This window comes from Labrys sp. (in: a-proteobacteria), assembly GCF_047605565.1.
Lineage (GTDB): Bacteria > Pseudomonadota > Alphaproteobacteria > Rhizobiales > Labraceae > Labrys > Labrys neptuniae.
This window is the reverse complement of the sequence record NZ_JASGFM010000021.1, coordinates 24,920-39,716: the sequence shown is the minus strand read 5'-3', so window position 1 is coordinate 39,716 and position 14,797 is coordinate 24,920. Positions and strand designations below refer to the sequence as shown.

General features: G+C 64.8%; 16 protein-coding genes. 10 read left to right on the top strand and 6 right to left on the bottom strand.

All coding sequences use genetic code 11. From position 1 onward, the window contains the following. The first annotated feature begins 43 nt into the window (after positions 1-43). The 3 genes from lptM (at position 44) to QM672_RS18830 (ending at position 2,098) form a co-directional block, all read left to right on the top strand. Positions 44-247, top strand: a complete 204-nt coding sequence (gene lptM, locus QM672_RS18840) for an LPS translocon maturation chaperone LptM (RefSeq protein WP_068291140.1) — start codon at positions 44-46, stop codon at positions 245-247. 18 nt (positions 248-265) lie between these two features. Then, a complete protein-coding gene (lysA, locus tag QM672_RS18835; protein WP_415084381.1) occupies positions 266-1,531 on the top strand; it encodes a diaminopimelate decarboxylase in 1,266 nt (421 codons plus the stop codon). Positions 1,532-1,636: 105 nt separating this feature from the next. Continuing rightward, positions 1,637-2,098, top strand: coding sequence for a hypothetical protein (locus tag QM672_RS18830; protein WP_367626225.1), 462 nt, complete (start codon positions 1,637-1,639; stop codon positions 2,096-2,098). 277 nt (positions 2,099-2,375) lie between these two features. Here QM672_RS18830 and QM672_RS18825 read toward each other — a convergent pair whose 3' ends face one another. The 4 genes from QM672_RS18825 to QM672_RS18810 form a co-directional block, all read right to left on the bottom strand. Continuing rightward, a complete protein-coding gene (locus QM672_RS18825) occupies positions 2,376-2,870 on the bottom strand; it encodes a hypothetical protein (protein ID WP_415084379.1) in 495 nt (164 codons plus the stop codon). Positions 2,871-2,986: 116 nt separating this feature from the next. Continuing rightward, positions 2,987-3,979: a betaine--homocysteine S-methyltransferase gene (bmt, locus tag QM672_RS18820; protein WP_367626227.1), complete on the bottom strand. Its 993-nt coding sequence runs from the start codon at positions 3,977-3,979 to the stop codon at positions 2,987-2,989. A 147-nt stretch (positions 3,980-4,126) separates the two neighbouring features. After that, positions 4,127-5,461: a S41 family peptidase gene (locus tag QM672_RS18815; protein WP_311934512.1), complete on the bottom strand. Its 1,335-nt coding sequence runs from the start codon at positions 5,459-5,461 to the stop codon at positions 4,127-4,129. Continuing rightward, positions 5,458-6,861 (bottom strand): murein hydrolase activator EnvC family protein, encoded by a 1,404-nt coding sequence (locus QM672_RS18810; RefSeq protein WP_415084376.1) that lies wholly within the window; start codon positions 6,859-6,861, stop codon positions 5,458-5,460. Before QM672_RS18810 ends, QM672_RS18815 begins: the two co-directional genes overlap by 4 nt. A 405-nt stretch (positions 6,862-7,266) precedes the next feature. Here QM672_RS18810 and QM672_RS18805 point away from each other — a divergent pair, with 405 nt between their 5' ends. Beyond that, entirely contained in the window at positions 7,267-7,875 is a 609-nt protein-coding gene (locus QM672_RS18805; RefSeq protein ID WP_311934510.1) for a YqaA family protein, read from the top strand. Then, positions 7,866-8,372 carry a disulfide bond formation protein B gene (locus tag QM672_RS18800; RefSeq protein ID WP_367626229.1) on the top strand — a complete coding sequence of 169 codons (507 nt, stop codon included), beginning with the start codon at positions 7,866-7,868 and terminating at the stop codon, positions 8,370-8,372. The genes QM672_RS18805 and QM672_RS18800 overlap by 10 nt, the downstream gene beginning before the upstream one ends. Positions 8,373-8,521: 149 nt before the next feature. Here QM672_RS18800 and QM672_RS18795 read toward each other — a convergent pair whose 3' ends face one another. Continuing rightward, a complete protein-coding gene (locus QM672_RS18795; RefSeq protein WP_415084454.1) occupies positions 8,522-9,694 on the bottom strand; it encodes an NAD(P)/FAD-dependent oxidoreductase in 1,173 nt (390 codons plus the stop codon). Between the two features lie 220 nt (positions 9,695-9,914). Between QM672_RS18795 and QM672_RS18790 the strand changes: the two genes are divergently transcribed. After that, complete coding sequence (locus QM672_RS18790) at positions 9,915-10,370, top strand: thiol-disulfide oxidoreductase DCC family protein (protein ID WP_415084374.1); 456 nt, start codon at positions 9,915-9,917, stop codon at positions 10,368-10,370. Beyond that, complete coding sequence (modC, locus tag QM672_RS18785; RefSeq protein ID WP_311934507.1) at positions 10,367-11,470, top strand: molybdenum ABC transporter ATP-binding protein; 1,104 nt, start codon at positions 10,367-10,369, stop codon at positions 11,468-11,470. Before QM672_RS18790 ends, modC begins: the two co-directional genes overlap by 4 nt. 3 nt (positions 11,471-11,473) lie before the next feature. Here the strand turns inward: modC and QM672_RS18780 are convergent, their stop codons facing one another. After that, positions 11,474-11,845 carry a YkvA family protein gene (locus QM672_RS18780; protein WP_394310924.1) on the bottom strand — a complete coding sequence of 124 codons (372 nt, stop codon included), beginning with the start codon at positions 11,843-11,845 and terminating at the stop codon, positions 11,474-11,476. Between the two features lie 217 nt (positions 11,846-12,062). Here QM672_RS18780 and sdhC point away from each other — a divergent pair, with 217 nt between their 5' ends. The 3 genes from sdhC to sdhA are packed head-to-tail and all read left to right on the top strand — an operon-like array spanning position 12,063 to position 14,727. Further along, a complete protein-coding gene (gene sdhC / locus QM672_RS18775) occupies positions 12,063-12,482 on the top strand; it encodes a succinate dehydrogenase, cytochrome b556 subunit (protein ID WP_311934505.1) in 420 nt (139 codons plus the stop codon). A gap of 9 nt (positions 12,483-12,491) precedes the next feature. Further along, positions 12,492-12,878: a succinate dehydrogenase, hydrophobic membrane anchor protein gene (gene sdhD / locus QM672_RS18770; protein ID WP_149252777.1), complete on the top strand. Its 387-nt coding sequence runs from the start codon at positions 12,492-12,494 to the stop codon at positions 12,876-12,878. A 22-nt stretch (positions 12,879-12,900) separates the two neighbouring features. Continuing rightward, the gene (gene sdhA, locus QM672_RS18765; protein ID WP_311934504.1) at positions 12,901-14,727 is read left to right on the top strand and encodes a succinate dehydrogenase flavoprotein subunit; all 1,827 of its coding nucleotides are present in this window, start codon (positions 12,901-12,903) and stop codon (positions 14,725-14,727) included. The last annotated feature ends 70 nt before the right edge of the window (positions 14,728-14,797 follow it).

The window sequence follows — 14,797 nt, the reverse complement described above, 5'->3', positions numbered from 1 at the left end:
AATCAAAATTCGTGCTACACAGCGTCAAACACTGGAGTTCCCCATGGCTGGTAATGCGTTCCGCATCGCGCTTGCTTTGACGCTGGTCACGACCCTCGGCCTGGCTGGTTGTGGCCGCAAGGGCAAGCTCGAGCCGCCGCCCGAGCAGCATGTCACGACCGGCGATGGCAATGGCTACAACAAGAAGAAGGATCCGGGCTATGTGAAACCGGACCGCAAGCTGCCGATGGACTTCCTGTTGAACTGATTTCGAACCGAACCGACCATGCATCACTTCACTTATCGCAACGGCGTGCTTCATGCCGAAGATGTCGCACTGCCGGCGATCGCCGCCGCCGTCGGCACGCCCTTCTACTGTTATTCGGCCGCCACGCTGCGCCGGCACTACAAGGTGTTCGCGGGCGCCTTCAGCGATGTGCCCTCGCTGGTCTGCTTTGCGGTGAAGGCCAATTCGAATCTCGCCGTGCTGCGCCTGCTTGCCAAGCTCGGCGCCGGCATGGACGTGGTTTCGGAGGGTGAGCTGCGGCGCGCCCGCGCCGCCGGCGTGCCCGCCAGCAAGATCATGTTCTCGGGCGTCGGCAAGCTCGTGCGCGAAATCGACTATGCGCTCGACGAGGACATCCTGTGCTTCAACGTCGAGTCCGAGCCCGAACTGGAGCTCTTGTCGCAGCGCGCCAGCGCCAAGGGCCGGATAGCCCGGGTGTCGCTGCGCATCAACCCGGACGTCGACGCCAAGACCCACAAGAAGATCTCCACCGGCAAGTCGGAGAACAAGTTCGGCATCCCGATCGCCCAGGCCCGCGCCATCTATGCCCGTGCGGCCAAGCTGCCGGGCATCCTGGTCACCGGCGTCGACATGCATATCGGCAGCCAGATCACGGCGCTCGAGCCCTATGATGCCTCGATCGAACGCCTGGTCGGCCTGGTCAGGGACCTCAGGGCCGACGGCCATGTCATCGATCACATCGATTTCGGCGGCGGCCTCGGTATTCCCTATCGCGACGACAACGAGCCGCCGCCCCATCCCGACGACTATGCCGCGGTGGTCAAGCGCTATGCCAAGGATCTCGGCGCCACGCTGGTGTTCGAACCCGGCCGCCTGATCGCCGGCAATGCCGGCATCCTGGTGAGCGAGGTCGCCTTCGTGAAGGAGGGCGAGGGCAAGACCTTCGTCATCGTCGACGCCGGCATGAACGACCTGATCCGCCCGACGCTCTATGAAGCCTATCATGCGATCTGGCCGATCAAGGAACGCCCGCTCGGCGGCGCCATGGTGACGGCCGACGTGGTCGGCCCGGTCTGCGAGACCGGCGACTATCTCGCCCTCGACCGCGATATCCCGGTGGTGGCGCGCGGCGACCTGGTGGCGGTGATGTCGGCTGGCGCCTATGGCGCCGTGCAGTCGGGTACCTACAACACCCGTCCCCTCATCCCGGAAGTGCTGGTGGACGGCGACAAGTTCGCGGTGATCCGGCCTCGCCCGAGCTATGACGAACTGCTCGGGCTCGACAAGGTGCCGGACTGGCTGTGATCCCGCGACGGGAACGAGCTCCCGGGAACAGAGAGTGTTTCCGGGAACAACTCGCTTCCCGATCTTGTCGTAAGGCCGTCATTCCATCTGGAACTCCGAGGATCCATGCGCAGTCTCGTTGCACTTTCCCTTCTCGCCAGCGTCGCCGCGGCCACGCCCGCCTTGGCGGACGCCTATCGCTGGCAGCTTCGCCAGTCGCCGGAATCGGTGGTCGTGGCCTATGAGGTGCCCGACACCGACGACCAGCCGCTGGGTCTTTTTTGTGAACCCGAGGGCAAGGCCTTCTCGATCACCTATCGGCCTGGTGCCGACAAGATCCGCAAGGGCTGGAGCGGCGTGGTCAGTTTCAGTTCCGACGGCGGGCAGGTCGATGTGCCCATGCAGGCGGTCGAGGACGAACTGAGCGGGCTCACCTTGGAAGCCAAGGCAGCCTTCGACCCGGACTGGACCGTCGTCCTCGGCAAGGGCCGCACCCTCAAGATCGCCTTCAGTGGCCAAAGCGAGAGGATCAAGCTGGCCGGCGTCGCCAAGGGAGCCGCTGCGCTGGCCAAGGCCTGCGGTCGATAGGACGATTGCTTTTGTAGCGCAGTGCCGCCCCTCACCCGTACCCTCCCCCCCGTAAGAACGGGGCGAGGGGGCACGGGCGTCGCGCTCGATCCTCAGACCCTTCATCTCGCCCGGCGGTTGAGCGAGACGATCGGGGTTGTATATGAAATACGCGATCAAAGTCCCCCTCGCCCCGTTCTTACGGGGAGAGGGTATGGGTGAGGGGCTACGCTACCCCGACAATTTCTGCGGGAAATGGTCCCTCGATCAGCCCTTTTGATCCGCGCTTGCTCCGTGCTCACCCGGCAATGCCGAAGCACTTGGCCAGCTTCGCCGCGACGGCGTCATAAGTCGCCGCTTCCTTGGCTGGATAGGTCAGGCGGAAGGCGCGGATGGTCTCGACCGCGCCTGTTTTGTCCTTCTGCAAGAGGACCTTGGCATAGAAGATCTCGCCATCCTTGCGGCCTGAGACCACCACCCCGCTCTTCGCCGCGCTGCGGTAGGTGATCTTGCCGTCACCGGCGACGCCGTTGACGATCACCTCGATGTCTTCCTCGGCTGCATTGTAGGAGCCCCATACCCGCAGGCTCGCGCCGGAAGGGGCCGAGAAGACGCGTCCGTCGCCATTGTCGGCCTCGGGTTCCGCCGTCATGAGGTCGGACGGATAGCAGATGCGGTAGCCGAAACGCGCATTGGCGTAGTCGCTCCAGTCACGCGCCGCCGCCGGCCCGGTCGCAATGGTGAGGCTCAGGAGCGGGGCGATCAGGGCGCAGAAACGGATCAGGCGGCGCATCGGCCTCTCCTTGCGATATGAACGCCATCGCGGCGGAGAGGCTCCGCGCGACGGCTGTCCTGTCTTAGGTTGCTTGGCCCGGGCCGACTGTTCTGCAGGGAACCAGCGCGGCCGGCTCAATGCCGGCGCCGGCGGCGCACCTCTTCGCCACCGCCTGCCTTGGGCGGGGCGACCAGCGGACCGATCTCGGCGATCACCTTGGCCGCATCCGGGCGCTCGGCGCGGACATGGCCGTCGATGGCCTGGCGCATGGCGGCGAGATGGGCCGGCGAGGTGCCACAGCAGCCGCCGATGATGCGCGCGCCTGCATCGATGGCGAGCCGCGCATAATTGGCCATCAGCTCCGGCGTGCCGGAATAGTGGATATGATCGCCGTGGAATTGCGGGATGCCGGCATTGGCCTTGGCGATCACCACCACATCGGGATTGGCCTCGGTCATCGACAACACGGAGACCAGCAGGTCGGAAGCCCCGACGCCGCAATTGGCGCCGACCGCGACGGGATTGGGATCTACGCCGCCGGCAACCTCCGGCATGGCCGAGGGCGGAATGCCCATCATGGTCTTGCCGGCCGTGTCGAAGCTTGCCGTCACCGTATAGGGCATGCCGGCCTTGACCGCCGCCTTGGCCGCGGCGCGCATCTCCTCGGCGGCCGACATCGTCTCGATCCAGATCACGTCGGCGCCGCCTTCCTTGAGCCCTTCGATCTGCTCGACGAAGATCTCGACGGCCTCGTCCTCGGTCAGCGGCCCGAGCGGCTGGAACAGGTCGCCGGTCGGGCCGACCGAGCCGGCCACCACCACCGGACGGCCCGCGCCGTCCGCAACCTGGCGTGCATTGCGCGCCGCCGCGGCATTGAGTTCCTTCACGCGCCCGTCGAGCTTGTGCAGCGCCAAGCGCCGGCGATTGCCGCCGAAGGAATTGGTCAGGATGATATCGGCCCCGGCATCGACGAAGGATTGATGCAGCGCGTGGATGCGGTCGGGATGGTCGAGGTTCCACATCTCCGGCGGATCGCCCGACATCAGGCCCATCTCGAACAGATTGGTTCCGGTGGCCCCATCTGCGAGCAGCACGGGCTTTTGAGCCAGAAGTTCGGTCAGGCGCATGGCGTGTCCTTCATCGAGAAACCATGCTTCCACATAGGCCTTTGCGGGCGCGATTCAAGCAGGAATGTCCGGGAACGGCCTCGCTCCCAAAAACAGCAACGCCGGGACAAGCCCGGCGTTGCAGAAGCGGTGAAGGAAGAGACGGCCTCAGTTCGGCACGCCCGCCTTCGGATCCGGCGGGAAATAAGCGCTCTTCTGCACGCCATGCAGCAGGTCGATCGCCTTGTTGAGCTGGGTATCGTCCTTCTCGTTGGCGGGCACATAGGCCGAGGAGCCGCCCTCTTCGGTCTTGTCCGCATCCGGATTGGCCAGATGGCCCTTCAGGCCGGACTCGCCCTTGGTCTGATCCTTGCCCTTGAGATCGTCCGGCACGTTCTCCTGCACCACGATCTCCGGATCGATGCCCTTGGCCTGGATCGAGCGTCCGGACGGGGTGTAGTAGCGCGCCGTGGTCAGGCGCAGCGCGCCATTGCCCTGCAGCGGGATGATGGTCTGCACCGAGCCCTTGCCGAAGGAACGCGTGCCCAGGATGGTGGCACGCTTGTGGTCCTGCAGGGCGCCGGCGACGATTTCCGAAGCCGAGGCCGAGCCGCCATTGACCAGCACGATCACTGGCTTGCCATTGGTCAGGTCGCCGCCACGGGCGGAATAGCGCTGCACGTCATCGGCCTGGCGGCCGCGCGTGGACACGATCTCGCCGCGCTCGAGGAAGGCATCGGAGACCTGGATCGCCTGGTCGAGCAAGCCGCCCGGATTGTTCCGGAGGTCGATGATGTAGCCCTTGAGCTTGTCCTGCCCGATCTCCTTGCTCAGCTTGTCGATATTCTTCTTCAAGCCGTCGAAGGTCTGCTCGTTGAACTGGGTGATGCGGATATAGCCGATGTCGTCGCCGGTCTTCTTGGCCTTGACCGACTGCACCTTGATGATGTCGCGCACCACCTTGATGTCGATCGGCTCGCCCTTGTTGCGCAGGATCTTCAGGGTGATCGGCGTGTTGACGGCGCCGCGCATCTTGTCGACGGCCTGCTGCAGCGTCATGCCCTGCGTCGCCTCGCCGTCGATGGCGGTGATCAGGTCGCCCGCAAGCACGCCCGCCTTGGAAGCCGGCGAATCATCGATCGGCGAGACCACCTTGATGGCACCGTCTTCCTGGGTCACCTCGATGCCGAGACCGCCGAACTCGCCCTTGGTCTGGACCTGCATGTCCTGGAAGCTCTTGGCATCCATATAGCTCGAATGCGGATCGAGCGAGGTCAGCATGCCATTGATGGCCGCTTCGACCAGCTTGCCGTCCTCAGGCTGCTCGACATAGTCCGAACGCACCCGCTCGAACACGTCGCCGAACAGGTTGAGCTGCTTGTAGGTGTCGGTGACGGCGGCGTTGGCACCGCCCATCAGCAGCAGGTGGGGCTGCGTTACCGCGATCGTCGCGATCGCGCCCATGGCCACGCCGCAGAACAGAATGGGAAGCTTGCGAATCATCCGCGTGCCTTCTCGCCTTGATTGGCCCACCACGGGGTGGGGTCTATGGAAACACCGTCTTTGCGAAACTCTATATATAGGGCGGGTTGCCTTGCGCTTGAAGCACCGCCAAACGCCGCAGCCGTCGCCTGCATTCCCGTATCTGTCTTACCCAAGCCCGCCTGTGATCCCGGATCGGCATCCGATCCCAGAGACGGACCTGAACCCATGGCGGCAACCGGCTCGCCCGTCAAGACAAACTGGCCCAGCCCCACATTGATCTTATCCATGCCGGCCATCACGATATGATACCCGCCACCGGCATTGATGATCAAGAGTTGGCCGTAGGAGCGGAACTTGCCGGCGAAGACGACCCAGCCGTCGCAGGGCGCGGTGACGCTGGCGCCGGGCGTCGCTGTCAGGGTCATGCCCTTGGCCGCGCCGCCATTGCCGTCATCGGCACCGAAGCCGCGCAGCATCGCGCCAGTTACCGGCAGGCGCAGCAGGCCCTTGGCCTGGTCGAAGGGCATGGCCGGGGTCAGGCGGCTCGGATCCTGCAGGGCGGCAAGGGACGGCCGAGCCTGGTTCGTCGCCGCATCGGCCGTGTCGGCGGCACGCTTGGCCGGCGCCACCTCGCGCTCCATGCGGGCGATCAAATCTTTGAGATTGGCCGCTTCCTGCGCCAAAGCGGTGGCATGGGCCTGCTCGGTGGCGAGGGTATTCTGCTCCTGGGCCAGCACCTTCTGGCGCTCCTCGACCAGAAGCTGGGTGCGGGTGCGTTGCTCGGCCAGGGTGATCAGCGCCTGTTTGAGCGTGTCGCGTTCGACGGTGATCTCCCCGCGCACCCGGGCCAGTTCCTTGAGATCGGCCACGAGGGCCTGCATTTCCTGGCGCATTTCCGGCAGCACTGCACCCAGCAGCATCGCCGTGCGCACCGCTTCCAGCGCGTCGTCCGGACTGACCAGCAGGGCCGGCGGCGGATTGCGCCCCATGCGCTGCAGCGAGGCCAGCACCTCGATCAGCAGGCCGCGCTTGGAATCGAGCGAGACGCGGATATTGTCCTCGTTGCTGTCGAGCGAAGCCAGCCTTGCCTCCGCCCCCAGCACCTTGGCCTCGGTCTCATGCGTCTGGTTGCCGGTCTCGACCAGTTGCTGGCGCAGCTTCTCGCTGTCGGCCCCGATGGCCTGGATCTCCTTGCGCAGGCGGGCCAGGGTCTCGTCGGACAGTTTGATCTCGCCCTGGATGCGTGCGAGGTCCTGGCGCTTGGCGGCCGCCCCGTCGGTGGCGGACGGGGCCGCAGCCGGAACATCCTGGGCCGCTGGCGGCGTCTCGGCTCTTGCCGACGGCAAGGCCACGCACAGCGCCAGCAACGCCCCGGCAAGGACGGAGCCGATGATCGAGTTTGCGCTGTCGTGGTTCATTCCAGATTGATGCGACCAATATGGTTAACGAAGTTTCAATCGTTAACGATTCTTCATTGTTGTCGAGGGATAGTGGCGTGTCATCCCGTCTTTTCTGGGGCAGACCGGCCATACCACCGGGAAATGGCCTGTCGCGATGTCATGCGAATCGCGATTTTTTTCCAATTTGGCGCTTTGACGCATTTTCTCAACCAAAAATGCTGTAAGGGGCCTCATCCCGCCGCGAACATGCCGCAATCGCACTGCCGTCATGCCCGCCTGCCATTCAACCATGCAGTCGCTTCGGTGGCTGCATCGAACAAGGTGCGATTTCCTTGGATCATGCCTTGTTCAAATTGCCTGTTTGACGCGCTTTCTTAATCGACAAGTCTGTCAACTTTTCAGGAAAGCGCTTTAGGGACGATCATGCTGCGCCGCTTCTACGACTGGATGATCCGCATTTCGGAAAGTCCCCGGGCCGTCTGGGCCCTCGGCATCGTTTCCTTTGCCGAAAGCTCCTTCTTTCCCTTTCCGCCCGACGTCATGCTGGTGCCGATGGCGGTCGCCAAACCCAAGAGGGCCTGGCTCTATGCCGCCGTCTGCACCGTCACCTCCGTGCTGGGCGGCGTGTTCGGCTACATGATCGGCTGGCTGCTCTACGACACCGTCGGTTCCTGGCTGATCCGGGCCTATGGCTATGAGCACGGCGTCGAGCAATTCCGCTGCCTCTATGCCCAGTATGGCAGCTGGATCATCCTGATCAAAGGCCTGACGCCGATCCCCTACAAGATCGTCACCATCACCTCCGGCTTTGCCGGCTACAGCCTGTTCTGGTTCGTCCTGCTGTCCCTGCTCACGCGCGGCGCCCGCTTCTTCATCCTGGCCGGCATCCTCAACCTGCTGGGCGAGCGTATCCGCACCTTTATCGAGAAGCACCTGACGGTCGTCGCCATCGCCTTCGTGGTGGTGCTGGTTGGCGGGTTCTTCGTCGTCGAACATCTGATGCCCACCGGTGGTAGTGCCACATGCCAGTAAATCTCAGTTCCCGCGCCGCATTGGCGGCCGGATTGATCGGCCTCGTCGTCATCGTCAGCGCCCTGGTGCTGCAGCATGGCTTCGGCTACGCCCCCTGCCCGCTCTGCCTGGAGCAGCGCTGGCCCTATTACATCGGCGTGCCCATCGCCTTCATCCTCGCTTTCATCGGCGACAGACTGCCCCGGAAGGTCATGGCCGCGGCGCTGCTGCTGCTCGCCATCCTCTTCGCCTATGGCTGCGGCCTCGGCATCTACCAGGCGGGCGCGGAGTGGGAATATTGGCTCGGTCCGGCCAATTGCGCCGCGGGCAATATCGGCTCCAACCCAGCCAATGTCGGCGGGCTGCTCGATGCGATCGACAGCTCCACCGTGGTATCCTGCACCAATCCGAGCCTGCGCATCCTCGGCCTCTCCCTGGCCGGCTGGAACGCCATCGTCATGGCCGTGATGGTGCTGATCTCGCTGAAGGGGGCTTTGAGCGCGGCCAAGTCTGGCTGAGGAAGCGCTGTCATCCCGGACGCGGCGCAACACGAAGTGATGCGGCGCAGATCCGGGATCGCCTTCCCGTTCGAGCACCTTCTTCGCCTTACGATCCCGTGCGCGATGCAGCATGCAATGCTGCGTCGCTGACACGGGATGACCACATTTCAGATCACGTTGAGCTCGAAGACCGGCCTGTTCTCGATCACGCGCGAATAGTCGAATACCGAGAGGTCGAGCGTCTGGAAGCGGCCCGTCGTGATCAGTTCGGCAACCGCGCGTCCGGCGGCGGGTGCCTGCTGCAGGCCGTGGCCTGAAAAGCCGTTGAGGAAGAAAAAGTTCGGCATGGAAGGATGCGGGCCGATCACCGCATTCTGGTCGAGCGTGTTGTATTCATAATGTCCCGCCCAGGCGCGCACGAGCTTGAGCTCCTCCAGCGCCGGGACCTGGGTGGCGAGCGCCGGCCAGACCGCCTCCTCGAACAAGCTGTAGTCGACCTCGAAATCGCCATCGGCCCGCTTCTCGCCGCGTTCGTCCTCGGCACCGCCGCAGATATAGACGTCGCCTTCCGGCCGGATATAGATGCCGCCCGGCTCGACCAGCAGCGGCATGCGCGGCAACTCGGTCTTGCAGCGCACCACGAAGACGGAACGCTTGCGCGGCTCGACCGGCAAGGCGAGGCCGGCGAGGGCGGCAACGTCGCCGCCCTGCGGCCCCGCCGCGTTGACCAGCGTGCCGCAGGCGATGCGCCCGCCCGATTTCAGCCTGACCGCCTCGGCCTTGCCATCCCGGTGATCGATGCCCACCACCTCGTCCTTGACATAGACGGCGCCGGCATCCCGGGCCGCCTTGCGGAAGAGATCGAGCAGGGAATGGGCATCGAACCAACCCTCGCCCCGGCGGCCATAGGCACCGGCGGCGATGCCCTCGACATTGAGCCAGGGAAATTCATGGCTGAGGGCCTCGGGGCCGAGCAGTTCGATCGCCGTGCCCTCGGCCTGCTGGACCTGCCAGTTCTGCTCGAGGATCGCCTTGCCACCCTCGCTCGCCAGCAGGAGGTAGCCGCCCTCATGAAAGCCGATATCGGCGCCCGGCCCGAAGCGCTCCTTGAGACCGCGCATGATCTCCAGCCCGAACAGGCTCATGCGGATGTTCTCGGGCGTGGAGAATTGCTGGCGGATCGAGGCCGCCGAGAGGGTGGTGGAGGAATGGGCGTAGGTGGGATCCCGCTCGATCACGGTGACGGTGCCGGCAAAACCGAGCTGGACCTTGAGGAAATAGGCGGTAGCGGAGCCCATGGCGGCGCCGCCGACGATGACGATGTCCGAGGAGGAAGGGATCACGAGAAACTCGCTGGCAGAAGGGGCGATTGCACCCGGGGGTCGGCCTTTCTATGATCGGAGACGGGATATGCGCAACGTCCTCGAGCAAAGCGCGTTCAAGCATGAACGCTCATTTGCTCTATCTCTTTGTTTCCAAGCCAATCCGAGGGATTGGCTCGAACGTCTTTGCGATTCGAGGCGACTCCGTCAAATCGCAAAACGCCATGGGAGAGTGTCTGTGAGTTCCTGGCGGCCGCAGCCTGCAAGCGACCTGCCCGACGGGCTGATCCTGTTCGACGGGGTCTGCGTGCTGTGTTCAGGCATGGTGGCCTTCGTGATCCCCCGCGATGCCGTCGGCCGGTTTCGATTCGTCGCCGTCCAGAGCGAGGCGGGCACCACGCTCGCCCGCCGCTTCGGCATCCGGACTGACGATCCCGAGGCTGTCGCCGTGGTCAGCGACGGCATGGCCTATTTCAAGGCGGACGCGGCCATCGCCATCGGCCGGGGCCTGCCGGGCTGGCGCTGGGCGATCGTGCTGAAGGCTCTTCCCCGGCCCGTGCGGGACTTTCTCTATGACCGCATCGCCCGCAACCGCTATCGCCTGTTCGGCAGGCGCGAAAGCTGCCTGATGCCGACCCCGGAGATCCGTTCGCGCTTCATCGCCACCTTGCCCGATCTGGCGAGCGCGGCATGATCGAGGCCGACATCACCGTCCGGCGCGCCGGCTTCACGCTCGAATCGGCCTTCACCTCCGATGGCGGCATCACCGCCTTGTTCGGACGCTCGGGCTCGGGCAAGACCACGCTCCTCAACGCTATGGCCGGGCTGATCCGGCCCGACAATGGCCATATCCGCCTGGATGGGCAGACGCTGTTCGAAGCCTCCACGCGCATCTTCCTCGCCCCGCATCGGCGCCGGATCGGCCTCGTCTTCCAGGACGCCCAGCTTTTCCCGCACCTGACCGCCCGGCAGAATCTTCTTTATGGCCGCTTCTTCAACCGCCGATTCTTCAACGTCGCGGCCGGCCCGAAGCTCGATTTCGACGCAGTGGTCGGCGTGCTCGGCATCGGAAAGCTGCTGGAGCGCCGCCCAAATGCGCTTTCGGGGGGCGAGAAGCAGCGCGTCGCCATTGGCCGCGCTCTGCTGGCCTCCCCTCGCCTCCTGCTGATGGACGAGCCCCTCGCCGCCCTCGACACCCCGCGCAAGCTCGAAATCCTGCCGCTGATCGAACGCGTGCGCGACGAGATGAAAGTGCCGATTCTCTATGTCTCGCACGCGGTGGAGGAGGTCGCGCGCCTCGCCGCCCGTGTCGTGGTCCTGGAAGCCGGCAAGGTCAGCCGTATCGGCACGCCGCAGGAAGTGCTGGCGCCGGCTCCAAATTCACTCCTTGGCCCGCTCTCCAATCAGCGCTTCGAGACGGTCTCACTGCTGGAAGCGCGGGTGCGCAGCTACGACGAGCATTACGGCCTCTCGACCCTGGATCACCCCGCCGGCCCGATCAGCATTCCCGGCCGCGCCGGCACGCCCGGCGCCAAGGTCCGCGTGGTGGTGCGCGGCTCCGACGTTTCGCTCGCCATGAAGCGCCCGGGAGCGGTGTCGATCCGCACCATGCTGGCGGGTGAGGTCAAGACGATCGATGCCGATGATGGTCCGGTCGCCCGCGTCGATCTCGCGCTGTCCGGCGGCGACATGCTGTCCGCCTTCATCACCCGCAACGCCGTGGATGAACTGGGCCTGGGCCAGGGCGACACCGTGCTGGCCATGATCAAGGCCGCCTCGATCGATGCGCGTTGAGGGCTAGCGGGCCTTCTTCACCTCGTCCAGCCAGCGCCGGGCCGCTTCGTGATGGCGCGGCTGGATGGCGCCGGAGACCATGCGGATGGCGGCATAGAGGATGGCGGCATCGTCGGTGAAGCCGAGGCCGACGATGAAATCGGGAACGACGTCGAAGGGCAGCACGAAATAGGCAAGCGCAGCGGCCAGCGTCGCCCTTACCTTGAAGGGCGTATCGCGATCGAGCACCGCGTAATAGGCGGCCAAGAGATCGGAAGCAAAGGGGACATGGGCGAGCGCCAGCTTCAGCTTGGGCAGGAAATCGGCCTTGAGCTGCTCCTTGCGCCGCTCGAAACGACGGCCGGCATCGTCATACATACGCGACTGTGTGACCATGGTACCCTCCTCAACGCGAAAGCATGTGGCCCCGCCTTCAGCGGTTTCAAGCGCTACATACCCTTGCGTCATGAAAATATTTCGATCTGCATGGCTGCTCTGCGCCCAAAATCCGCCAGGATCTCGGGATTCGCGTTCTAATCCATTGCACTGAGCCCGCCGACAGGATATCGCATCGCAGCAAGATTATAACGGGTCGAAACTGGAGGTCCTTCCGATGGCCGATCCAAACGCGTCCGCCGGCAAATCTGGTCTGGCTGATTCGCGTCCCTTGTCGCCGCATTTGCAGATCTATCGCTGGCCGATCACCATGACGATGTCGATCCTGCACCGCGTCACCGGCGGGGCTCTCTATGTCGGTACCTTGCTGCTCGCCTGGTGGCTTCTGGCCGCGGCGACCAGCCCCTCGGCCTTCGCCTGGGTGCAATGGGTGATCGGCAGCCCGATCGGCCTCCTGATCCTGTTCGGCTATACCTGGGCCCTGATGCACCACATGCTCGGCGGCATCCGCCACTTCATCTGGGACTTCGGCCACGGCCTCGGACCGGGCGAACGCGATACCTATGCCTGGGCCAATCTGATCGGGTCGGTGGTGCTCACCGTGCTGATCTGGCTCATCGGCCTGCTGGCCTTCTGAGGATCCGACATGAGCAAGAGCCTCAAGACCCCTCTCGGCCGCGTGCGTGGCCTCGGTTCGGCCAAGTCCGGTACCCATCATTTCTGGCTGCAGCGCCTCACCGGCGCCGCCATGGTGCCGCTCACCATCGCCTTCGTGCTGACGGTGGTCTGCCTTGCCGACGCGAGCCAGGCCACGGCGATCGCCACCTTGTCGTCGCCGCTCGTCGCCATTCTGCTGTTCCTGTTCATCATCGCCGGCATCGTCCATATGCGGGCCGGCATGCAGGTGATCATCGAGGATTACGTCGAGACCGAAAGCCTGAAGATCCTGGCGGTACTCGCCAACACCTTCTTCTCGCTGCTTGTGGGGGCTGCGTGCCTCTACGCTCTGCTGAAATTGAATTTCGGGATGTAACCCAGTTTCGGGGTATTTATTTATGGCCGAAGGCACTGTTAACAATCCCTCCGCCCTGGGCACCGCCTATCCCATCACCGACCACACCTATGACGTCGTGGTCGTCGGTGCCGGCGGTGCGGGCCTGCGCGCCGTGGTCGGCTGTTCCGAGGCCGGACTGCGCACCGCCTGCATCACCAAGGTCTTCCCGACGCGCTCCCACACCGTGGCCGCCCAGGGCGGCATCGCCGCCTCGCTCGGCAATATGGGCCGCGACGACTGGCGCTTCCACATGTACGACACCGTCAAGGGGTCGGACTGGCTGGGCGACCAGGACGCCATCGAATATCTGGTGCGCAACGCGCCGGCCGCCGTCTACGAGCTCGAGCATTGGGGCGTGCCCTTCTCGCGCACCGAGGACGGCCGCATCTACCAGCGCCCCTTCGGCGGCATGACCACCGATTTCGGCAAGGGCATCGCCCAGCGCACCTGCGCCGCCGCCGACCGGACCGGCCACGCCATGCTGCACACGCTCTATGGCGCGGCGCTCAAGCACCAGGCCGAGTTCTTCGTCGAATATTTCGCCCTCGACCTGATCATGGACGAGGAGGGCCGCTGCCGCGGCATCGTGGCGCTGAAGATGGATGACGGTACCATCCATCGCTTCCGCGCCCACCGCACCATCCTGGCGACCGGCGGCTATGGCCGTGCCTATTTCACTGCGACCTCGGCCCATACCTGCACCGGCGACGGCAATGCCATGGTGCTCAGGGCGGGCCTGCCGCTGCAGGACATGGAGTTCGTGCAGTTCCACCCCACCGGCATCTACGGCGCCGGCTGCCTGATCACCGAAGGCGCCCGCGGCGAAGGCGGCTACCTCACCAATTCGGAAGGCGAGCGCTTCATGGAGCGTTATGCCCCCTCGGTGAAGGACCTCGCCCCGCGCGACATGGTCTCGCGCGCCATGACCATGGAAATCCGTGAGGGCCGCGGCGTCGGCAAGCGCAAGGATCACATCTTCCTGCATCTCGACCATCTGGATCCCAAGATCCTGGCCGAGCGCCTGCCGGGCATCTCCGAATCGGCCCGCATCTTCGCCGGCGTCGACCTCACCAAGGAGCCGATCCCGGTGCTGCCGACGGTGCACTACAATATGGGCGGCATCCCCACCAATTATCACGGCGAGGTGCTGACCAAGAAGGGCAACGATCCCGATGCGATCGTGCCCGGCCTGATGGCGCTGGGGGAAGCGGCCTGCGTCTCCGTGCACGGCGCCAACCGCCTCGGCTCCAATTCCCTGATCGACCTCGTGGTCTTCGGCCGTGCGGCGGGCCTGCGTTGCGCCGAGATGCTCAAGCCTGGCGAGAAGCATGCCGACCTGCCGGCCGATTCGGCCGAGAAGGCCCTCTCCCGCTTCGATCGCCTGCGCTATGCCAAGGGCGGCACGCCGACGGCGGAGCTGCGGCTCTCGATGCAGCGCGTGATGCAGAACGATTGCGCGGTTTATCGCACCGGCACCTCCCTTGCCGAGGGTAAGGAGAAGATCCACCAGGTCTGGCAGAGCGCCGACGACGTCCGCGTCACCGACCGCTCGCTGATCTGGAACTCGGACCTGATCGAGACGCTGGAATTCGACAATCTGATCAGCCAGGCCGTGGTCACCATGGATGGCGCGGAGAACCGCACCGAAAGCCGCGGCGCCCATGCGCGCGAGGATTTCCCCAACCGTGACGACCAGAATTGGATGAAGCACACGCTGGCCTGGGCCGATACCGAGAAGAAGTCCGTCAGCATCGATTACCGGCCAGTGCACACCTACACCATGTCGAACGACGTCCAGTACATCGAGCCGAAGGCACGCGTTTATTGAGAAAGGCAGCTCGCTGACGCGAGCCGCCAGCCTGACATCATCAGACTTATCCGGGCGCCTTGCCGCAGCC